The organism is Sporomusa acidovorans (genome assembly GCF_900101845.1).
Classification (GTDB): Bacteria; Bacillota; Negativicutes; order Sporomusales; family Sporomusaceae; genus Sporomusa; species Sporomusa acidovorans.
Map to the genome: position 1 here is coordinate 1 of NZ_FNAM01000078.1, position 15,936 is coordinate 15,936.

Genomic DNA, 15,936 nt, shown 5'->3' on the forward strand with positions numbered 1-15,936 from the left:
CGCAAGAGCACTGGGTACCGCGACATGTCAGGTTTTGAAGGGTGGTATCATTCACCTCGACGATGTCGGCGGTGCGATTGCATTTCAAAAGGTGCGAAACAAAAAAGGCGAGATAGTGGATACGCTGGTCTATTCGGATAAAGACGAAATCGCGCTGGACTACAAGTTAATTCAGGAAACGTTCGGCACGAATTTTTACAATGTTTATCCAAGGCAGGAGGTATTCAATAAATTTCTAAAAAATATTACTGTAGCATAACAGAATTTACACATGAATCAACTACAAAGAAGCCCATAGTTTCAACGGCTAGGGGCTTCTCGCGTTTTTTAAACTGTAAAAGTCGGGTTATAACACAGCTAAAAGTATAGTTAAATTACCTGATAGTAGAATGAACTTCTGCCCCTGCCATAAAGAGAGAAATGGTTTGTTATGAAGCAAAGATCAGAAAAGCTGGTCTTTTTTTATTTGTGAACTATAATGAACAGGAATTTAGTTCAAAAAAAGTAAAAAGCCGCCGATTACCAATAATATACCGGCAATGCGCTGAAACATGGGCAGTCGGCATGATAATAAATGTAATTTATTAAAATAACGATTAAGGGTAACTGCTGATAAGGTGAAAGGCAAGCAAAAGCCCAGGACGTAAATTCCAAAGAGGAAAATTCCTTTTAGAAGGGATGGTGATGTGCTGGCATAGACAATTACCGGTGCCAGCAACGGGGCATTACACGGAGTCCAGGCGGCCGTGGAGGCTAAACCCAGAAGAAAGATGCCTCCGGGCCCGGCGGTGGCGGGAAAACGCAAATGAAATTTACGCCGGGTTATAGTAAAAGAAATGAGTCCGCTAAGCTGTAGGCCCATTACTGCCATGAACACTGCTCCAATTTTACTAAGAATGTGCTGATAATTATGTAAGGCTTGGCCCAGATAGGCTGTGCCGGCACCGATTACCAGAAAGACAATACAAAATCCGCTTAGAAACAACGCAATATTGATCCATAACTGTTTAATGCTGGGATTGCCGACGCTTTTTTTCGTATTGCCAAGAAAAGCCGTACAGGCAGGCAGTACTGCCAAAACGCACGGAGAGAAAAAGGAAATAAGTCCGGCGGAAAAGGCAGTCAGGAGTGCCGCAGAATTGAGTTCCATTTGATAGCCCCCTCACCACATTAAATGTGCACACTACCATAGTACGCCGGCTGAAGGACGTCTTATGCAAAATTTTCGGTCAGGGGTTAACAAGCCTGCTTAAAATGGAATATTGCCTATCAAGAAAACGACTGTAGTGCCATAGCAGTAGTTGCAGTCAGAAAGGTTTGTTATTTTGCTGATTTAGGGTATATATTCTTGGTAAAAGTAACAAAAGATAACCAAAAGGAGGAGAAGTATAGTGCATCATCATTCCCATTCACATGTCAGTGAGCCTGGAACGCACAGTCATAGCGTATCCAGAGAAAGAAATAAAAGGGGACTGTCTATTGCATTAGTAATAACCGTGATTATTATGGCCTTAGAGTTTCTTGGCGGACTTACAGCAAATAGTCTGGCGCTGCTTTCTGATTCCGGACATATGTTAAGTGATGTGAGTTCTCTTGCTTTAAGTCTTGTAGCAATGTGGTTTGCAGCCAAACCACCATCACCCCAAAAGACCTATGGCTTTTATCGATTTGAAATTCTTGCCGCTCTCGTGAATGGTATTGCTCTATTTATTATTGCAGGATTTATTATTTGGGAGGCATATCAACGCTTTTTTACACCTCCCACGGTTAGCAGCTGGCTCATGATGACAATTGCGACGATAGGGTTATTAGCCAATTTATTTAGTATATAGCTGACCCAATTATCAGTGTTATTGTTGCGATTTTAATACTGAAAAGTGCCTGGGGCGTTATTGACGAAAGTATCCATATTCTTATGGAGGGAACGCCGCTTACCGTTGATATCGATGAAGTAAAACGGGTTTTGCTGCAAATACCTGGTGTGAAGAGTATTCATGATCTGCATATCTGGACAGTTACCTCCGGTATAGACTCGCTCACTTGCCATTTGGTAATTGACAATGACCAAGACAGCCAAAGTATTTTGCAGCAGGCCATTATGCGTATCGAAGAACAGTTTAGTATTCATCATACAACCCTTCAAATTGAGGCCAAAGATTTTCAGCATGCAAATCTGATCGTTTAGCTTGTTTACGAGTATATTAATTATGGTACGACCGATATGTAGAAAATACATGCCGTTTAGAAAATTATAAGAGAAGAGGGACTATATGGATAAAAAATCTGCCAATTTTGGCCATCATGAAGCATTAAAAAAACGGTTGAATTCACTACAATTTGCCGTAACACAAGAAAATGCGACGGAAACGCCCTTTCAAAACGAGTATTGGGACAATACCCGTGATGGAATCTATGTTGATATTGTTTCAGGAGAACCATTATTTAGTTCGCTGGATAAATTTAATTCTGGATGTGGATGGCCGAGTTTTACAAAACCATTAGATAAAAAGAAAATACGGGAAAAAGTAGATACAAGCCATGCTATGATTCGTACAGAAGTGCGCAGCAACGAAGCAGACTCTCATCTGGGACATGTATTTACAGATGGGCCGCAGCCCGGAGGTTTACGGTATTGTATTAATTCTGCCGCATTGCGGTTTATCCCCAAAGAAGAATTGGAGAAGGAAGGCTATGGGGAGTGGCTTGCATTATTTGAGAAATAATTATTGCTTACCTATGTAACGAAAGATAACATATTGACAACTGATAAGAAATATATTTTGTTTATGTATTCCTCCTAAAAATGGGGGCGTACATTAGTAGCATAGGTCGTTAATGACTAGGTTAGCCTTCTGTAAAACAGAGGGTATTTTTTCGGGAAAAACCACAAAAGTTTCATGTAAAAAGTTGCACAGTAATGCAATTTTTGACATGAACTGTCGGTAAGAATGAACTTTTTGTTGAAAGGTAAGGTTGCGAAAAATGACGAAAATATAGTAATTTCGGAAATTTTGAGATTGCTGGCAATTGAAAATGAAGAAATATCAGTGTTTGGCATGTATCTTGCTGTTGTAATTTACAACTGGAGATTTCAGACTAATAAGCTGCCGATCTTTCCGTCAAATAAAATACTGGGAGGAATGTACATGAGCAAGCCAGGGGTACAAAACAAAGCAACTAACTATGAAGTGAATTTATCCACACTTAAGCTTACCGATGTAATTAACATTGATTTTCTCCAAAAGTTTCAGGATGATTTTGCTAAAGGAGTTGGAGTAGCTAGTGTAACCGTTGATCCTGAAGGAAAGCCTATAACCAATCCTAGCTCATATACAAGGTTCTGTAAGGATTTTACCCACTCGACCGAATGTGGGGACAAGCGTTGTGCCGAGTCTCATCGTAAAGGTGGGGAAGAAGCAGTGCGAACCGGTAAACCGGTCGTTTATGAATGTCATGCAGGCTTGATTGACTTTGCCGCACCGATATTGGTTGAAGGAAAATTGCTTGGAACAATTTTAGGCGGCCAAGTCCTCACATCAAGTCCCGATGAAGATAAATATAGGAAAATCGCTAATGAAATAGGTGTTGATGGTAGCGGGTATGTGGCTGCGGCCAAGGAAGTCCGAATTTTATCAAGAGAAAGTATTGAGGCAGCCGCGAATGTTCTTTATACAGTTGCTAACAATATGTCCAAGAATGCTTTTCAGCATCTAAAGCTCAAATCAGTGGCAATGGTGCTGGACGATAGCTTACATCAAATATCGGCCACTATGGAAGAACTAGCCGCTTCTGCTGGTACTGTCAGTGACAATCAAAACAATTTAAATACTGAAATAGGTAAAGTAAATTCCGTTACGGGTGAAATTAACGGAGTTATGGATCTAATCAAGGAGATTGCCGATGAAACCCGCCTTTTGGGGCTAAACGCCGCGATTGAAGCTGCCAGAGCGGGGGAAGCGGGACTGGGTTTTGGGGTTGTAGCACAAGAAATTAGAAAGCTGTCTGCAGACTCCAAAGCGACAGTGGGCAAAATAAAAGAGTTTACTACTTTAATAAGAAACTCTGTTGACCGTACAGTTGCCATGGGTAGCGAAACGGCATTAACTGTTGAACAACAAGCAGCCGCAATTCAAGAAATTACAGCAAGTGTAGAGGAAATTACAAGTATAACAGAACAACTAACTGCGCTAGCGAATGAAGGCTGATCGAATTAGGAAAAAGGGGGGAAACAAATGGCAATTAGCCAGATAGTCATTTTTGAGATCGATGGCAGTGAATATGGAATAGATGCACTCGCTGTTAATGGCATATTGCGTGCTCAAAAATATAAAATACAAAAGGTTCCTGGTCATTCACGAATCATTGAGGGTATGATCAATCTCCGGGGGCAAGTGAACTATATTTATAATTTGCGTAACAAATTTGGCTTAAAGGAAATGACCAATGCGGAAGACAGTAAATTTATCATGTTAAATATGGAGGGACAGGTTGTCGGCTGTATTGTCGATGAAGTAACAGATATTGTGCACTTTAACGAGGCGGAACTGCAAGTCCCGCCTACTCTTGCTGGCAGTTTAAGTGTAAGCTACATTAAAGGGATTGCTAAAGTGGATGACCGTATGATTATTATACTAGACCCCGTTCAACTGCTTACGGAAGACGGTTCATCTATGGAAGCTTCTCTGGTAAAACTATCTGATCTAGCAATTTCCTCTTGACTATGGAATGGATAATGGAAAAAATTCTTAGTATTATTTTAAGTAATTACAGAAAGAGGAGAAATGTAAAGTGAGAGCAACTGGAATTGTTAGAAAAGTTGACGAGCTCGGCCGAATCGTATTACCTGTTGAGTTACGCCGCACATTGGGTATTGTACAAAAAGATGGGCTTGAAATATATACGGAAGATGACCAGATCATTTTACGGAAACACGAACCAGTTTGTGTGTTTTGCGGAAGTGTAGCTCAAGTAACTAATTTCAAGGGAAAAAATGTTTGCAAAAATTGCTTTACGACTATGAGTCAGCACAGGTTTCCGGGATAATTCCAGGTAGGACAGTCTCCCCAATTAGTCGGTAAATAAGTGGAATGGTTAACTGGATAAGTTACAGAGTCTATTCGCAGAAAAATAAAGTTAAGGTCCCTGGCTTATCGTCAGGGCCTTTTTGTGTGTAAGGTGCTGAGCGCTACCTTTTGCCTAATCATTTTTCGGTTCAATAGCAACATGTAGCAAAAGGGATTATAATATAGAAAACAGCATGTATTATTTTTAAGAAATTGGGTGTAATTAATGAGTTATACGCAAGGATCTTTTTTTGAAAATGTACATAAAGCTCCTTTAGCCGACAGGGTTAGACCCAGAAATTTTGAGGAGTATATTGGACAGGAACATATTCTAGGCAAGGGAAAAGTATTGAGGCAGTTAATTGAATCGGATAATATAACTTCTATGATTCTTTGGGGACCGCCAGGTGTTGGTAAAACTACTATCGCTATGATTATGGCCGAAATGACCAACGCAAAGTTTATAACCTTTAGCGCAGTAACTTCGGGCATTAAAGAAATTAAGGAAATAATGTCCAAAGCAGAACAGAGCAGGCTGATGGGTGAACGCACTGTAATCTTTATTGATGAAATTCACCGTTTTAACAAAGCTCAGCAGGATGCTTTTCTTCCTCATGTTGAGAAGGGCAACATTATTCTTATTGGTGCCACTACGGAAAACCCTTCTTTTGAAGTTAATTCGGCCTTGCTCTCTAGAAGCAGAGTGTTTGTACTTCATTCCCTGCAAAAAGCGGATATTATACAGCTATTAAAGAATGCACTGAAAGATGAAAGAGGTTATGGCGATCGAAGTATCGATATTGCCGATGAGCTTCTGGGATTAATAGCCGTATATGCCAATGGGGATGCCAGAACGGCGCTTAATGTACTGGAGATGGCAGTAATGAGCGGCAATATGCAAGGCAATACTACTGTAATAAATAAAGACATTGTGGAAGACTGCATCCAAAAGAAAGCACTCTTATATGATAAGAATGGTGAAGAACACTATAACCTTATTTCTGCTTTGCATAAATCGATGCGCAACAGTGATCCGGATGCGTCAGTCTACTGGCTTGCCAGAATGTTGGAAGCTGGGGAAGAGCCTTTATTTATTGCCAGAAGGCTGGTTCGCTTTGCTTCTGAGGATATTGGGCTTGCTGAGCCGAGAGCCCTGGAAATGGCAATTGCAGTATATAATGCAGTTCATTATCTGGGGATGCCCGAGTGTAACGTGCATCTAACCCAGGCGGTAGTATATCTTTCCATAGTTGCCAAATCCAATGCGCTGTATGTGGCTTATGAAAAAGCCAAAAAGGATGCCCACAGCACGCTTGCGGATGGTGTGCCTCTGCATCTTAGAAATGCGCCGACAAAACTTATGAAAACTCTCAACTATGGCAAGGGTTATCAATATGCTCATGATTTTGAAGATAAAATAGTCAATATGCAGTGTTTGCCTGAAAATCTTAAAGACAGGCAGTACTACTATCCTACTAGCCAAGGTATTGAAAAAAATATAAAAGAGCGCTTAGAGTTTATAAAAAAGCAGAAGAGTAATAAACCTAGAAATTGATATGAAAACATAGGTAATAGCTTGTTGAAATAGAAAAATTTGACAGGATGAGAAATATGTTGTATAATTCAAATAATAAATGTTAGCACTCAACGACGGTGAGTACTAACAAAACATAATGTATTATATCCGCCTTAAAGATACTAAGATTAAGTGAGAAAAATGGCTCATTTAACATGAATCTTAAGGTGTTTTTTTTATTTACCGGTGTAAGCCGTTTCAAGGTCAAAAATGATTAAGTGAATAACAAGGAAGGGAGGAGCTTTTATGATTAATGAAAACTTTATGACAAGACTGAAAAGCACTGACGGTACTTATAAGGAACTTTTTAGAAGACAGCCTAATAACCCAATTTTAACGGCTAAAGACTGGCCTTATCCGGCGCATACCGTTTTTAATCCGGCGGCAACATCCTTTCAGGGGAAATTTCTTTTGCTGGCAAGGGTAGAAGACCGACGGGGGTTTTCTCATCTTACTAAGGCGATCAGTGAAAACGGCATTACTCATTGGCAAATTGATAGCACACCGACATTAGCGAGGAATATAGCTGATTATCCGGAAGAATTATGGGGAGTTGAAGATCCAAGGATTACCTGGATTGATGAACTGGGTAAATGGGCAGTTGCCTTTACTGCTTATTCCCGAAACGGTCCGCGTGTGGCTATCGCATTAACGGATGATTTTGAAAAGTTTTCCCGGCTGGGACTTGCCACGACACGGGAAGACAAAGATGCTGCCCTTTTTCCGCGCCGCATCAATAGAAAATGGGTATTGATTCACCGGCCTATTGTTGAAAGCTATGTGCCAGGTGCCCATATTTGGCTTTCTTATTCTGATGATCTTATCCATTGGAATGATGGACATGTATTAATGCACGCGCGATCCGGCGGTTGGTGGGATAGTGGGAAAATTGGTCTTGCCGCACCTCCTCTGGAAACTTCAAAAGGATGGCTTCTTTTGTACCATGGAGTGCGCCAGACTTGTGCCGGATCTATTTATCGGCTAGGTTTGGCGCTGCTTGACTTGGAAAATCCAGCTAAGGTATTGCACCGCAGTGACGAGTGGATCTTTGGTCCGGAGGCCAAATATGAATGTGCAGGTGATATAGGAAACGTGGTTTTTTCCTGTGGATGGGTAATGGATGAAAAAACAGGTGAGTTAAAAATGTACTATGGCGGAGCTGATACTTGTATTGCTCTGGCTACTGCTAATATTAATGAATTGCTGGAATACATCTGTTCTTGTCCGGAACCGCCACAGGGGGATGTTTATTGATTGACATGTCCGATCTGTGGGCAAAAAAGCAGTCAGAAAAGGGGAGATGTTATATGATTGCCAACACAGTAAAAAAAATTGCCTTTTTAAGTACATATCCGCCTAGGGAATGCGGGTTAGCAACCTTTACCGAAGATTTGGTCAATGAACTGGATAAGATATCCTCACTGCAAGTGAGTATTATTGCTGTAGCCAAAGATGAAAAGTATGTTGATTCAAGGGTAAAATATACATTGGATCAGGAAGATCGTTCAAGTTATGCGAAGGCGGCTCAATGGGCCAATCAACATGTTGAATTGTTGGTTATTGAACATGAATATGGCATATTTGGCGGCGACTGCGGTGATTATATTCTTGACTTGGCCCAAGAGTTAAAAATTCCTTTTATTGTAACGACTCATACCGTGCTGTTAGCACCATCTTCTAAGCAGAAGAACGTCTTACAGGAATTAGGAAGGCTGAGTTCAAAAGTAGTGACCATGGCTAAAAGTTCTATGCCAATATTGACGGAGACTTATGGCATCCGGACGGAAAAACTTGTGTTTATCCCCCATGGCGTCCCTAATATCAAGGTAAATTCGCGAGAACAATTGAAATTGTCTTACCCGGATTTACAAAATAAGCAGGTCATCAGCAGCTTTGGGCTTATTAGTCCGGCTAAGGGACTTGAATACGGAATTAGAGCTTTGGCAAAAGTGGTGCCTGATTTTAAGAATGTGATTTATTTGATTCTAGGTAAAACCCATCCTAATGTTAAAAAGCTCATGGGCGAAAGCTATCGCCAGAGCCTTATTAAATTGGCGGCACAATTGGGGGTAAGTAAGCATGTCCGGTTTGTCGACAAATACCTGACTAAAGAAGAAGTCATTACCTATCTCCAATTGTCTGATATATATTTGACTCCTTATTTGTCTGCGGAGCAGGCTGTCAGCGGGACACTGGCTTATGCGATGGGGTATGGCAGGGTGATTATATCGACTCCTTACCGGTATGCGCAAGAAATGCTGGGTGAAGGCAGAGGGTTGCTTGCTCAATGCAAAGATGCGGATTCATTGGCTGCCTGTATACGAACTGTGCTTAATGATCCGGTTCGAAAAAAGAAGATGGAGCAAAGGACGATGGCTGTCGGCCGGACCATGATGTGGGAGAATGTAGCCAACCAGTATATGGAACTGTGTTTACCTGCAATCAACAGGATGAATAGTCAGTTATACAAAAATAAGAGGACGTCATTGCCTTCGATGGATAACTATGTGGCTTTTCCATTTGATTTGGACCCGCACAAGGGAATGAAGGCAAAGTTATGATTAAGTCGGAGCTTTTAATTGATGAATCACATATCTTTCGCATGACCGATAGTACCGGTATGCTTCAGCACACCAGGTGGAGTACTCCTGATTACGCTAAGGGTTATACTACTGATGATAATGCCAGGGCTTTAATTATGGCGGTGATGCTTTACGAGCAGCAGCATCAGAAAAAATATTTGGAGCTAGTTTATCGTTATTTGGCTTTTATTCTGCATGCACAAAATGAAACAGGACGTTTTCGGAATTTTATGACCTATGAGCGCAAGTTTACAGAAATAGAAGGGTCAGAAGATTGCTTCGGACGTTGTCTATGGGCATTAGGCTATACGATGGCTTCACCGGCTATACCGCAAGGGATAAAGGATGCCTGCCTGGATGTTTTCCGCCGCGCTCTGCACAATATTCAGTTTCATCTGCATTTTGTCAGAGGGAAGGCATATAGCGTCATTGCACTTGAGTTTCTTAACAGCAGTGAGGTTCGCGGTATAGTTAGTGAGCTTGCTGCCCAGCTAGCTGACGCCTTTGCAACGTGCGCGACAGATACGGATTGGCAATGGTTCGAGAACAAATTAACGTATGATAACGCAGTATTACCTTGGGCTATGTTTATTGCTTACCGCGTGACAAATGAGGAAAAGTTTCTCAAGATTGCACAGGATAGCTTGAGTTTTTTAGATAAAACAGTTTTTCGCAGTGGCTTTTTTTGGCCGGTAGGCTGCAAGGGCTGGTGGTTGCGTGGCAAAGAACCTGCCTTATATGACCAACAGCCGGTTGAAGCAGCTATGTCTACTTTAGCACATTTGGCGGCTTTTGCTATTACTGGTGAAAGAACAATGCTGGAGTTAGCGCAAAAAAGTTTTGCCTGGTATTCTGGTGAAAATTCTTTAAGAAAAAGCCTGATCGATCCGGATACGGGCGGTTGCTTTGACGGTATTACTCCTGAAGGTATAAACCGCAATCAGGGAGCTGAGAGCATAGTCAGTTATGTTATGGCTAATTTGGCTGTGCGAAATACTGAAAGGTTGACATATGGAAGCATGGAGGGGAGAGTGTGAGATGAAAATTGTCATTCTGGCTGGCGGCGGAGGAACACGGCTTTTTCCCTTATCGCGCAAATCATACCCAAAACAATTCTTGCAAATTAATGGCGAGCAATCCTTGTTTCACAAACTATAACACGGTATTTATCGATTGTAGTGCCGTCAGATATCATTGTTGTTACTAATGGTGCATATCAGCATCAAGTTCGCGAGGAACTTGTAAACTGCAAGGCACAAGCTGCTCATATAGTACTTGAACCTGTCGGCAGGAATACGGCTCCGGCTATTGCCTTAGCGATGCGATATTGTTGGGATAAGCTTGAGAGTACAGGAAAAGAGATTCTGTTAGCAGTCCCGTCCGACCATATTATTCATTCACAGCAGGATTTTATGACCGATATGCAAAATGCGGAACTTTTGGCTAGCCGTGGCAAAATCGTGACTTTCGGTATTCAACCGGAACAACTGGTAGCGGAGTTAACACGTCAAGGCCGTAAGGAAGCTGTTGAGAATACGACGATGTATCGACCATGGGGTAGTTATACAATTATTGGCGAAGGCAAAGAATTATCTCGAAGAAGACGATATCGTTCGTTTTACCGATTGTTATGGGCGAGTCTAGATATGTTAAGGATGGCAATAATGTGTAATGTTTTTGAACAATCTGGTAATACTAAAGGCAACTTAATCATTGGAGGTTATATCATGGAGTCTAATTTAGAAAATAAAAGTGAAGCTGGCCAAATGCAACACGAGTCTGTTAAAAAAGAAGTTTCATTAGAAGAACTCGACGAATTAGTAGAGGAATATGCGCAAAAGCTTGTTTGAATTTTGCATAGGATATATTTGATGAATCCAGGATTTCGCACAGCCGCGATTTTCTGGATTTTTTTAGTGGGTTGATGTTATTGCGATGCTAGTATATACCATGGGGGTAAGCATGGAAAGCGGTGGATAGAATTGATTGGAAGGGGTTTACAGATTTCTATCGAATGTTTACATTAATTTTAACTATTGAATTTGCCTATAGTTGCCACTGATTAATCAATTAAAATTGTTTTATTCCTAAGTTTTTCCTATTTGATTTGCAGATTAGGGTTTCCCTTAATCTGCACGCCCTGTTGAACTGAAGTAGGTGCAACCCCACCGGTAAAAGGCTATAAAAGCTCTGGACGCCAGGAACGTTAGCGTAAGTGTATAATAGGTAGTAAACCAGCTCCAGGATTTGTATTTTATAAGGTCGGTATAGAGTTCGAGAGGATATTCTATTGCCGTTATGAAGGCACTGAATAATAGGGCATTCCAGATGATGTTTCCCAGACCCTGCGTACGGGTAGTTTGGTTGTATAGAATACATAATACCGGGAATACCCACACCTCGAAAAGCAGACTTGTTTCGAAGTATTTTGGCAGCAGGCGGACCGGGTATTCTAAAAGTTTCAAATTTTCAACGGCACTCCCCCAAATAAAATCAAGAGTGCATTTAAAAAAGAAAACGACGACCCAATCCCGAAAATATCGCCAGTCAACAGCAAAAATCAGCAATAGCAAAGTAATTATCGCTGCTGTAAGCATAAGCAATTGCTCAAGGTCCATAGTCACTGATATCACTCCTGTACAGTACTTCTTTATTCAAGTAGTTTTTCAAGATTAGGGATTTATTATTAGCAGCTAATTTCCGTAGTAATTACTAAATGGAGGAGATTACATCTATGAAAGAAGTAGTAGCCGGTTTGATAAAGAAAAACAACAAACTTTTAATTGCCAGGAGAACATTCCCGCCGGAATTAAATGGTAAGTGGGAATTTCCTGGCGGTAAGATTGAAAGAAATGAAACCCCGCAACAAGGTCTTGAGAGGGAGATATTGGAAGAATTTAATATGCGTGTATGTGCAAAAGGTAATTTTATTTCTATCCTGCACGAGCATGCAAGGGGACCGATAAACTTACTATTTTATTGGGCAGAGTGGATAGCAGGAGATCCGGTATTGATTGATCATGACATGTTCGTTTGGGTAGATATCGGTGATTTAAACCAATATGAATTTGCTCCTGCAGATAGTATCGTTGCCCAAAAACTACAAACAGTCTCGGGATAAGTAAGCCTTTGCCCCCTTTTTTCGCTAAGGGTTCTAGCCGACGTAGAGAGTCATGGTACATAAAACTGAGATGATATTTAAATAAAGCTAACGTTAAAGATGTGAGAAAATAGAGGAAAGCGCAAAAAAAATTGAGTATGATCTGGATAATTTGGTTAAATGGGACTTCTTTCTCCAAGACGAGGAAGTTTGACTTTTAGACTTTTTGACTTTTATTGACTTTATGGTATAATAAAGTCAATAAAAGAACCAATTCATTACGTAATTGGTAATTCATAGTTGAGGAGGAGTAAATGTGTTTAACTTGATCCCATTTAACAAAAAAAATGAATTGACTTCTAGGGAAGATTTCTTTAACCAGGTTTTTGATCAGTTCTTTCGGGAAGACTTTTTTGCTCCTTTTACCACAACAGGGAGCAGTTTCCACGTTGATTTGAAAGAAACTAATGACTCCTATATGATAAAAGCTGATTTGCCAGGCATTCAAAAGGGAGACATCACCATTCATTTTGAAAATGATTACTTAACCATCTCCGCTAAACGGAATGATGAGACAGAAATAAAAGACGGTAATTACCTGCGGCGTGAGCGGCGGTTTGGAGAATTTAGCAGAAGTTTCTACATTAGAAATGTCCGTGATGAGAATATTGACGCTGAGTTTACAGATGGTGTTTTAACGATCACTCTTCCCAAACGGGAGAATAACGCTACAATCAATAAAACGATACCTATTCGTTAATAGTAGATGTGACTTCCACATAATAGCCCTAAGGAGATCAATTCAAAAATACTCATTTTGTAAGTGAAAAACTGTGGTTAACCGTTAATGGTTAACCACAGTTTTTTCTTGCTATGACTCCCCTATCAGGCAGGCATATGTTTTACTGCTTCGGCGTTGTGTTAGAAGTTGCATTTTTATGAACAACTTTGTCGGTTGCTTCTTGCATGGGAGGATTTTGGTTATTGTTTATCGAGGCGGTTCTTGGAGGAAAGTTGTTTTTTTCCGGGGATTGGGAAGGTCCAGTTTTTGATTTATTGGGTTTGGAAGAAGCTTTTACAGTTCCGACAGATTGTTTTTCTGGCGTGGCTTGCACAACCGGAGGAACATCCGCAACCTTGATTTCTTTTGGTATGGATTGCTTATATTCATTTACCAGTAGCTCGGTAGCCTGCTTATATTTTTCATCTATTGAAATTGCCTGTATTTGAGCAATTTTAGCGCGAAGCTCTTTAATATCAGGCAACCAGTAACTGACATCTTGTATCCAAATAGGTGTTCCTGATATCCATTCCGTTGCGAGACCCGATTTTGCAGCATCACTTACAATGGGAATCAGTTTGAGCATTTCATTTTTAGGCATGTCTGTTCTTATCGTAGTCGAAAGCTGTTTAATAAGATCAGGCAGTTTAGCAATAAGCTGGGGTTTAGTAAATTCCTGCAACAGTGCCTTTAAAAATTTTTGTTGCCGGGCTACACGGCCGATATCTCCTTCCTCATCCCGGTAACGGACATACTCGATTGCTGTTTTACCATTCAGCTTTTGGACGCCTGGCTGAAGGTCAATATATAGTCCGCCGTTATCATCATAAGGATCGGCATACTTCATCCGTTTATCTACGTCGATTGTAACTCCGCCGATAGCATCAATCATGCGGACAAATCCATTGATATTTATGACAACAGTGTAGTCGATTTTTATACCCAATAAGTTTTCAACAGATTCTTTGGAAAGCTTTGACCCGCCAAACGCATAGGCATGGTTAATTTTATCCCACCCATGTCCCGGAATTTTTACACGGGTATCTCGCGGGATTGACAGCATTGTTATTTTTTTGGCATCCGTATCAATTGTGGTCACAAAAGTGGTATCAGAACGCCCGGTGTCATCCTGGCGTTCATCCGCGCCAAGAACTAAAATATTGATTTTTCCTTTTACAGGATGTACCAGCCCCATTACTGATTGGCTGTCTTCTGAAAATAGAGCATACGAAATTCCCGTAACAATTAACAGCACGATGGCTACCAGAATTGCAGCACGACCCTTCTTGAGACGTCGTTTTACTTTTCGCCGGGGAATCATTTCGTTTAAATTTTGCACCATGTCTCCACCCTCGATTAATAATTTGCACATTGTGTGGTTTGTAAAAAAAATAAAAGAAAGACCTCCTTTTGGTTTTTTAGGAGATCTTTGGCAAAATGTGGGTCTCCTTTGCCTTCTTTGCTCAAATATTGTCAATAATAATACACCTGTAAGTGTAGTACCTGTTCCTTTTATTGTCAATACAGATTTATAGGACAGGGCATGTTCATGAAAATTCATTAGGATAAAGAAGGAAAAAAGGAGAAAAGAGAAAATTATAGCAATGAGGTGAAGAAAATGGAAAACATCATTGCTATAATGGAAAAAATGCCTGATCCCCGACAAGCTTGGAAGGTAAAACATAAATTATCGGATATTTTGATTATTTGTTTGCTAGCAGTAACTTGTAACGCCAACAGTGCTTTGGAAATCTACGATTTTGCGATAGCAAGAAAAGAATGGCTACAAGGATTTCTTCCACTAGAAAACGGTATTCCAAGCCGATTGACCTTTGCAAGAGTTTTGCAAATTATTCAACCTAAAGCGTTTGCTGTATTGTTTTCTCAAATCATGGCCCATGTTGAAGTGGTTAGCAAAGGACGCGTAGTTGCCATCGATGGAAAGTCTCTTGCTGGAACCTACCATAATGAAGGCAGAAAAGGCCTAATTTATATGGTCAGTGCTTGGTGTAGTGAGAACAAAATTTCTTTAGCTCAAGTCAATACTCAGGCTAAAAGTAACGAAATAACTGCCATTCCTGAATTATTAGATTTGTTGGATATAAAGGGCGCTATCGTTACGATGGACGCTATGGGATGCCAGAAGGAACTGGTAAATAAGATAGTAAAAGAAAAGAAAGCTGACTATCTTATTGGGCTCAAGGGTAATCAAGGAACCATGCACAGAGAGTTTCTTGAATATGCACAGTCCGTGATTCAAGATCCACTAGAAAAAAACCAATACGAAATATATCGCACCATCGAAAAGGGACATGGTCGGATAGAAGAACGCCGGTACTATTTGTTTCGCAATTTAGACTGGTTTAAGGAAAAGAAACAATGGGCTGGGCTGTCAGGACTGCTTATGACAGAAAGTTTCAGGAGTGACATTAAAAACGATATCGAAGCCCAATCAGAAATTCGCCTCTATATCACGAGTGTCCAAGGTAGTGTAGAAGAAATTGCCCAAGCATCTAGGTCTCATTGGGGAATCGAAAATAACTTACACTGGGTCTTAGATGTTGGCTTTCGCGAAGATCAATGGTTGACACGGCTTCAGATGGAAGCAGCTAATCTGTCACAACTGCGAAGGTTATCTGCTAATTTATTAAAATTGGAGACTGAATCTAATATGTCTATTCAGCGAAAACGCTATCGTTGTTCGTTGGATATGGAGTATATGGAATCCGTTATTTTTAACCCTAAGGTTTTTTCATGAACATGCCCTGATTTATAGGATAGAAGACGTTGACATTGTGTTCAAAAAACGGTATAATTATGCCAATTTCATAAAT

Annotated in this window: 19 protein-coding genes; 16 read left to right on the forward strand and 3 right to left on the reverse strand. The window is 40.6% G+C overall.

Annotated features, from left to right (window positions below; all coding sequences use genetic code 11):
- A partial coding sequence (locus BLR65_RS27340) for a hypothetical protein (protein WP_218130676.1) occupies positions 1-259 on the forward strand: 259 nt, incomplete at its 5' end.
- 231 nt (positions 260-490) lie between these two features.
- Here the strand turns inward: BLR65_RS27340 and BLR65_RS27345 are convergent.
- Entirely contained in the window at positions 491-1,150 is a 660-nt protein-coding gene (locus BLR65_RS27345; RefSeq protein ID WP_093797781.1) for a cytochrome c biogenesis CcdA family protein, read from the reverse strand.
- A 241-nt stretch (positions 1,151-1,391) separates the two neighbouring features.
- Between BLR65_RS27345 and BLR65_RS31550 the strand changes: the two genes are divergently transcribed.
- From BLR65_RS31550 to BLR65_RS31565, 12 genes are all read left to right on the forward strand, one after another.
- On the forward strand, positions 1,392-1,832 hold the full coding sequence (locus tag BLR65_RS31550; RefSeq protein WP_281241614.1) for a cation diffusion facilitator family transporter: 441 nt from the start codon (positions 1,392-1,394) through the stop codon (positions 1,830-1,832).
- Between the two features lie 38 nt (positions 1,833-1,870).
- Positions 1,871-2,185 carry a cation transporter dimerization domain-containing protein gene (locus BLR65_RS31555; RefSeq protein ID WP_281241615.1) on the forward strand — a complete coding sequence of 105 codons (315 nt, stop codon included), beginning with the start codon at positions 1,871-1,873 and terminating at the stop codon, positions 2,183-2,185.
- Positions 2,186-2,270: 85 nt separating this feature from the next.
- Positions 2,271-2,723, forward strand: a complete 453-nt coding sequence (gene msrB, locus BLR65_RS27355; RefSeq protein WP_093797783.1) for a peptide-methionine (R)-S-oxide reductase MsrB — start codon at positions 2,271-2,273, stop codon at positions 2,721-2,723.
- A gap of 225 nt (positions 2,724-2,948) precedes the next feature.
- Positions 2,949-4,205 (forward strand): PocR ligand-binding domain-containing protein, encoded by a 1,257-nt coding sequence (locus BLR65_RS27360; protein ID WP_245693088.1) that lies wholly within the window; start codon positions 2,949-2,951, stop codon positions 4,203-4,205.
- Between the two features lie 27 nt (positions 4,206-4,232).
- A complete protein-coding gene (locus tag BLR65_RS27365) occupies positions 4,233-4,718 on the forward strand; it encodes a chemotaxis protein CheW (RefSeq protein ID WP_093797785.1) in 486 nt (161 codons plus the stop codon).
- 70 nt (positions 4,719-4,788) lie between these two features.
- Positions 4,789-5,043, forward strand: coding sequence for an AbrB/MazE/SpoVT family DNA-binding domain-containing protein (locus BLR65_RS27370; RefSeq protein ID WP_093797787.1), 255 nt, complete (start codon positions 4,789-4,791; stop codon positions 5,041-5,043).
- Positions 5,044-5,289: 246 nt separating this feature from the next.
- Positions 5,290-6,618, forward strand: coding sequence for a replication-associated recombination protein A (locus BLR65_RS27375; protein ID WP_093797789.1), 1,329 nt, complete (start codon positions 5,290-5,292; stop codon positions 6,616-6,618).
- Positions 6,619-6,885: 267 nt separating this feature from the next.
- The gene (locus BLR65_RS27380) at positions 6,886-7,893 is read left to right on the forward strand and encodes a glycoside hydrolase family 130 protein (RefSeq protein ID WP_093797790.1); all 1,008 of its coding nucleotides are present in this window, start codon (positions 6,886-6,888) and stop codon (positions 7,891-7,893) included.
- A gap of 5 nt (positions 7,894-7,898) precedes the next feature.
- Positions 7,899-9,200 carry a glycosyltransferase family 4 protein gene (locus BLR65_RS27385; RefSeq protein WP_245693090.1) on the forward strand — a complete coding sequence of 434 codons (1,302 nt, stop codon included), beginning with the start codon at positions 7,899-7,901 and terminating at the stop codon, positions 9,198-9,200.
- Positions 9,197-10,258, forward strand: a complete 1,062-nt coding sequence (locus BLR65_RS27390) for a glycosyltransferase (protein ID WP_093797792.1) — start codon at positions 9,197-9,199, stop codon at positions 10,256-10,258. Before BLR65_RS27385 ends, BLR65_RS27390 begins: the two co-directional genes overlap by 4 nt.
- A 1-nt stretch (position 10,259) precedes the next feature.
- Positions 10,260-10,379 (forward strand): sugar phosphate nucleotidyltransferase, encoded by a 120-nt coding sequence (locus tag BLR65_RS31560; RefSeq protein WP_169716867.1) that lies wholly within the window; start codon positions 10,260-10,262, stop codon positions 10,377-10,379.
- A gap of 20 nt (positions 10,380-10,399) precedes the next feature.
- Positions 10,400-11,071 (forward strand): sugar phosphate nucleotidyltransferase, encoded by a 672-nt coding sequence (locus BLR65_RS31565; RefSeq protein ID WP_169716868.1) that lies wholly within the window; start codon positions 10,400-10,402, stop codon positions 11,069-11,071.
- A 276-nt stretch (positions 11,072-11,347) separates the two neighbouring features.
- Here BLR65_RS31565 and BLR65_RS27405 read toward each other — a convergent pair whose 3' ends face one another.
- Positions 11,348-11,839 carry a CBO0543 family protein gene (locus BLR65_RS27405; protein WP_093797808.1) on the reverse strand — a complete coding sequence of 164 codons (492 nt, stop codon included), beginning with the start codon at positions 11,837-11,839 and terminating at the stop codon, positions 11,348-11,350.
- A gap of 116 nt (positions 11,840-11,955) precedes the next feature.
- On the opposite strand from BLR65_RS27405, the gene BLR65_RS27410 reads away from it, so the two are divergent.
- Together BLR65_RS27410 and hsp18 are read left to right on the forward strand one after the other, a co-directional pair.
- Positions 11,956-12,342, forward strand: a complete 387-nt coding sequence (locus tag BLR65_RS27410) for a (deoxy)nucleoside triphosphate pyrophosphohydrolase (RefSeq protein ID WP_169716869.1) — start codon at positions 11,956-11,958, stop codon at positions 12,340-12,342.
- Positions 12,343-12,637: 295 nt separating this feature from the next.
- On the forward strand, positions 12,638-13,081 hold the full coding sequence (hsp18, locus tag BLR65_RS27415) for a heat shock protein Hsp18 (protein WP_093797800.1): 444 nt from the start codon (positions 12,638-12,640) through the stop codon (positions 13,079-13,081).
- A gap of 142 nt (positions 13,082-13,223) precedes the next feature.
- Here hsp18 and BLR65_RS27420 read toward each other — a convergent pair whose 3' ends face one another.
- Positions 13,224-14,663 (reverse strand): LCP family protein, encoded by a 1,440-nt coding sequence (locus BLR65_RS27420; RefSeq protein WP_245693089.1) that lies wholly within the window; start codon positions 14,661-14,663, stop codon positions 13,224-13,226.
- A gap of 57 nt (positions 14,664-14,720) precedes the next feature.
- On the opposite strand from BLR65_RS27420, the gene BLR65_RS27425 reads away from it, so the two are divergent.
- Positions 14,721-15,860: an ISAs1 family transposase gene (locus BLR65_RS27425; protein WP_093797802.1), complete on the forward strand. Its 1,140-nt coding sequence runs from the start codon at positions 14,721-14,723 to the stop codon at positions 15,858-15,860.
- The last annotated feature ends 76 nt before the right edge of the window (positions 15,861-15,936 follow it).

Bases quoted from the DNA above. Each gene is read 5' to 3' on its own strand.
- BLR65_RS27345 (WP_093797781.1), bottom strand. From the start codon at position 1,150: ATGGAACTCAATTCTGCGGCACTCCTGACTGCCTTTTCCGCCGGACTT.
- msrB (WP_093797783.1), top strand. From the start codon at position 2,271: ATGGATAAAAAATCTGCCAATTTTGGCCATCATGAAGCATTAAAAAAA.
- BLR65_RS27360 (WP_245693088.1), top strand. From the start codon at position 2,949: ATGAACTTTTTGTTGAAAGGTAAGGTTGCGAAAAATGACGAAAATATA.
- BLR65_RS27365 (WP_093797785.1), top strand. From the start codon at position 4,233: ATGGCAATTAGCCAGATAGTCATTTTTGAGATCGATGGCAGTGAATAT.
- BLR65_RS27375 (WP_093797789.1), top strand. From the start codon at position 5,290: ATGAGTTATACGCAAGGATCTTTTTTTGAAAATGTACATAAAGCTCCT.
- BLR65_RS27380 (WP_093797790.1), top strand. From the start codon at position 6,886: ATGATTAATGAAAACTTTATGACAAGACTGAAAAGCACTGACGGTACT.
- BLR65_RS27385 (WP_245693090.1), top strand. From the start codon at position 7,899: ATGTCCGATCTGTGGGCAAAAAAGCAGTCAGAAAAGGGGAGATGTTAT.
- BLR65_RS27390 (WP_093797792.1), top strand. From the start codon at position 9,197: ATGATTAAGTCGGAGCTTTTAATTGATGAATCACATATCTTTCGCATG.
- BLR65_RS31560 (WP_169716867.1), top strand. From the start codon at position 10,260: ATGAAAATTGTCATTCTGGCTGGCGGCGGAGGAACACGGCTTTTTCCC.
- BLR65_RS27405 (WP_093797808.1), bottom strand. From the start codon at position 11,839: ATGGACCTTGAGCAATTGCTTATGCTTACAGCAGCGATAATTACTTTG.
- BLR65_RS27410 (WP_169716869.1), top strand. From the start codon at position 11,956: ATGAAAGAAGTAGTAGCCGGTTTGATAAAGAAAAACAACAAACTTTTA.
- BLR65_RS27420 (WP_245693089.1), bottom strand. From the start codon at position 14,663: ATGAATTTTCATGAACATGCCCTGTCCTATAAATCTGTATTGACAATA.
- BLR65_RS27425 (WP_093797802.1), top strand. From the start codon at position 14,721: ATGGAAAACATCATTGCTATAATGGAAAAAATGCCTGATCCCCGACAA.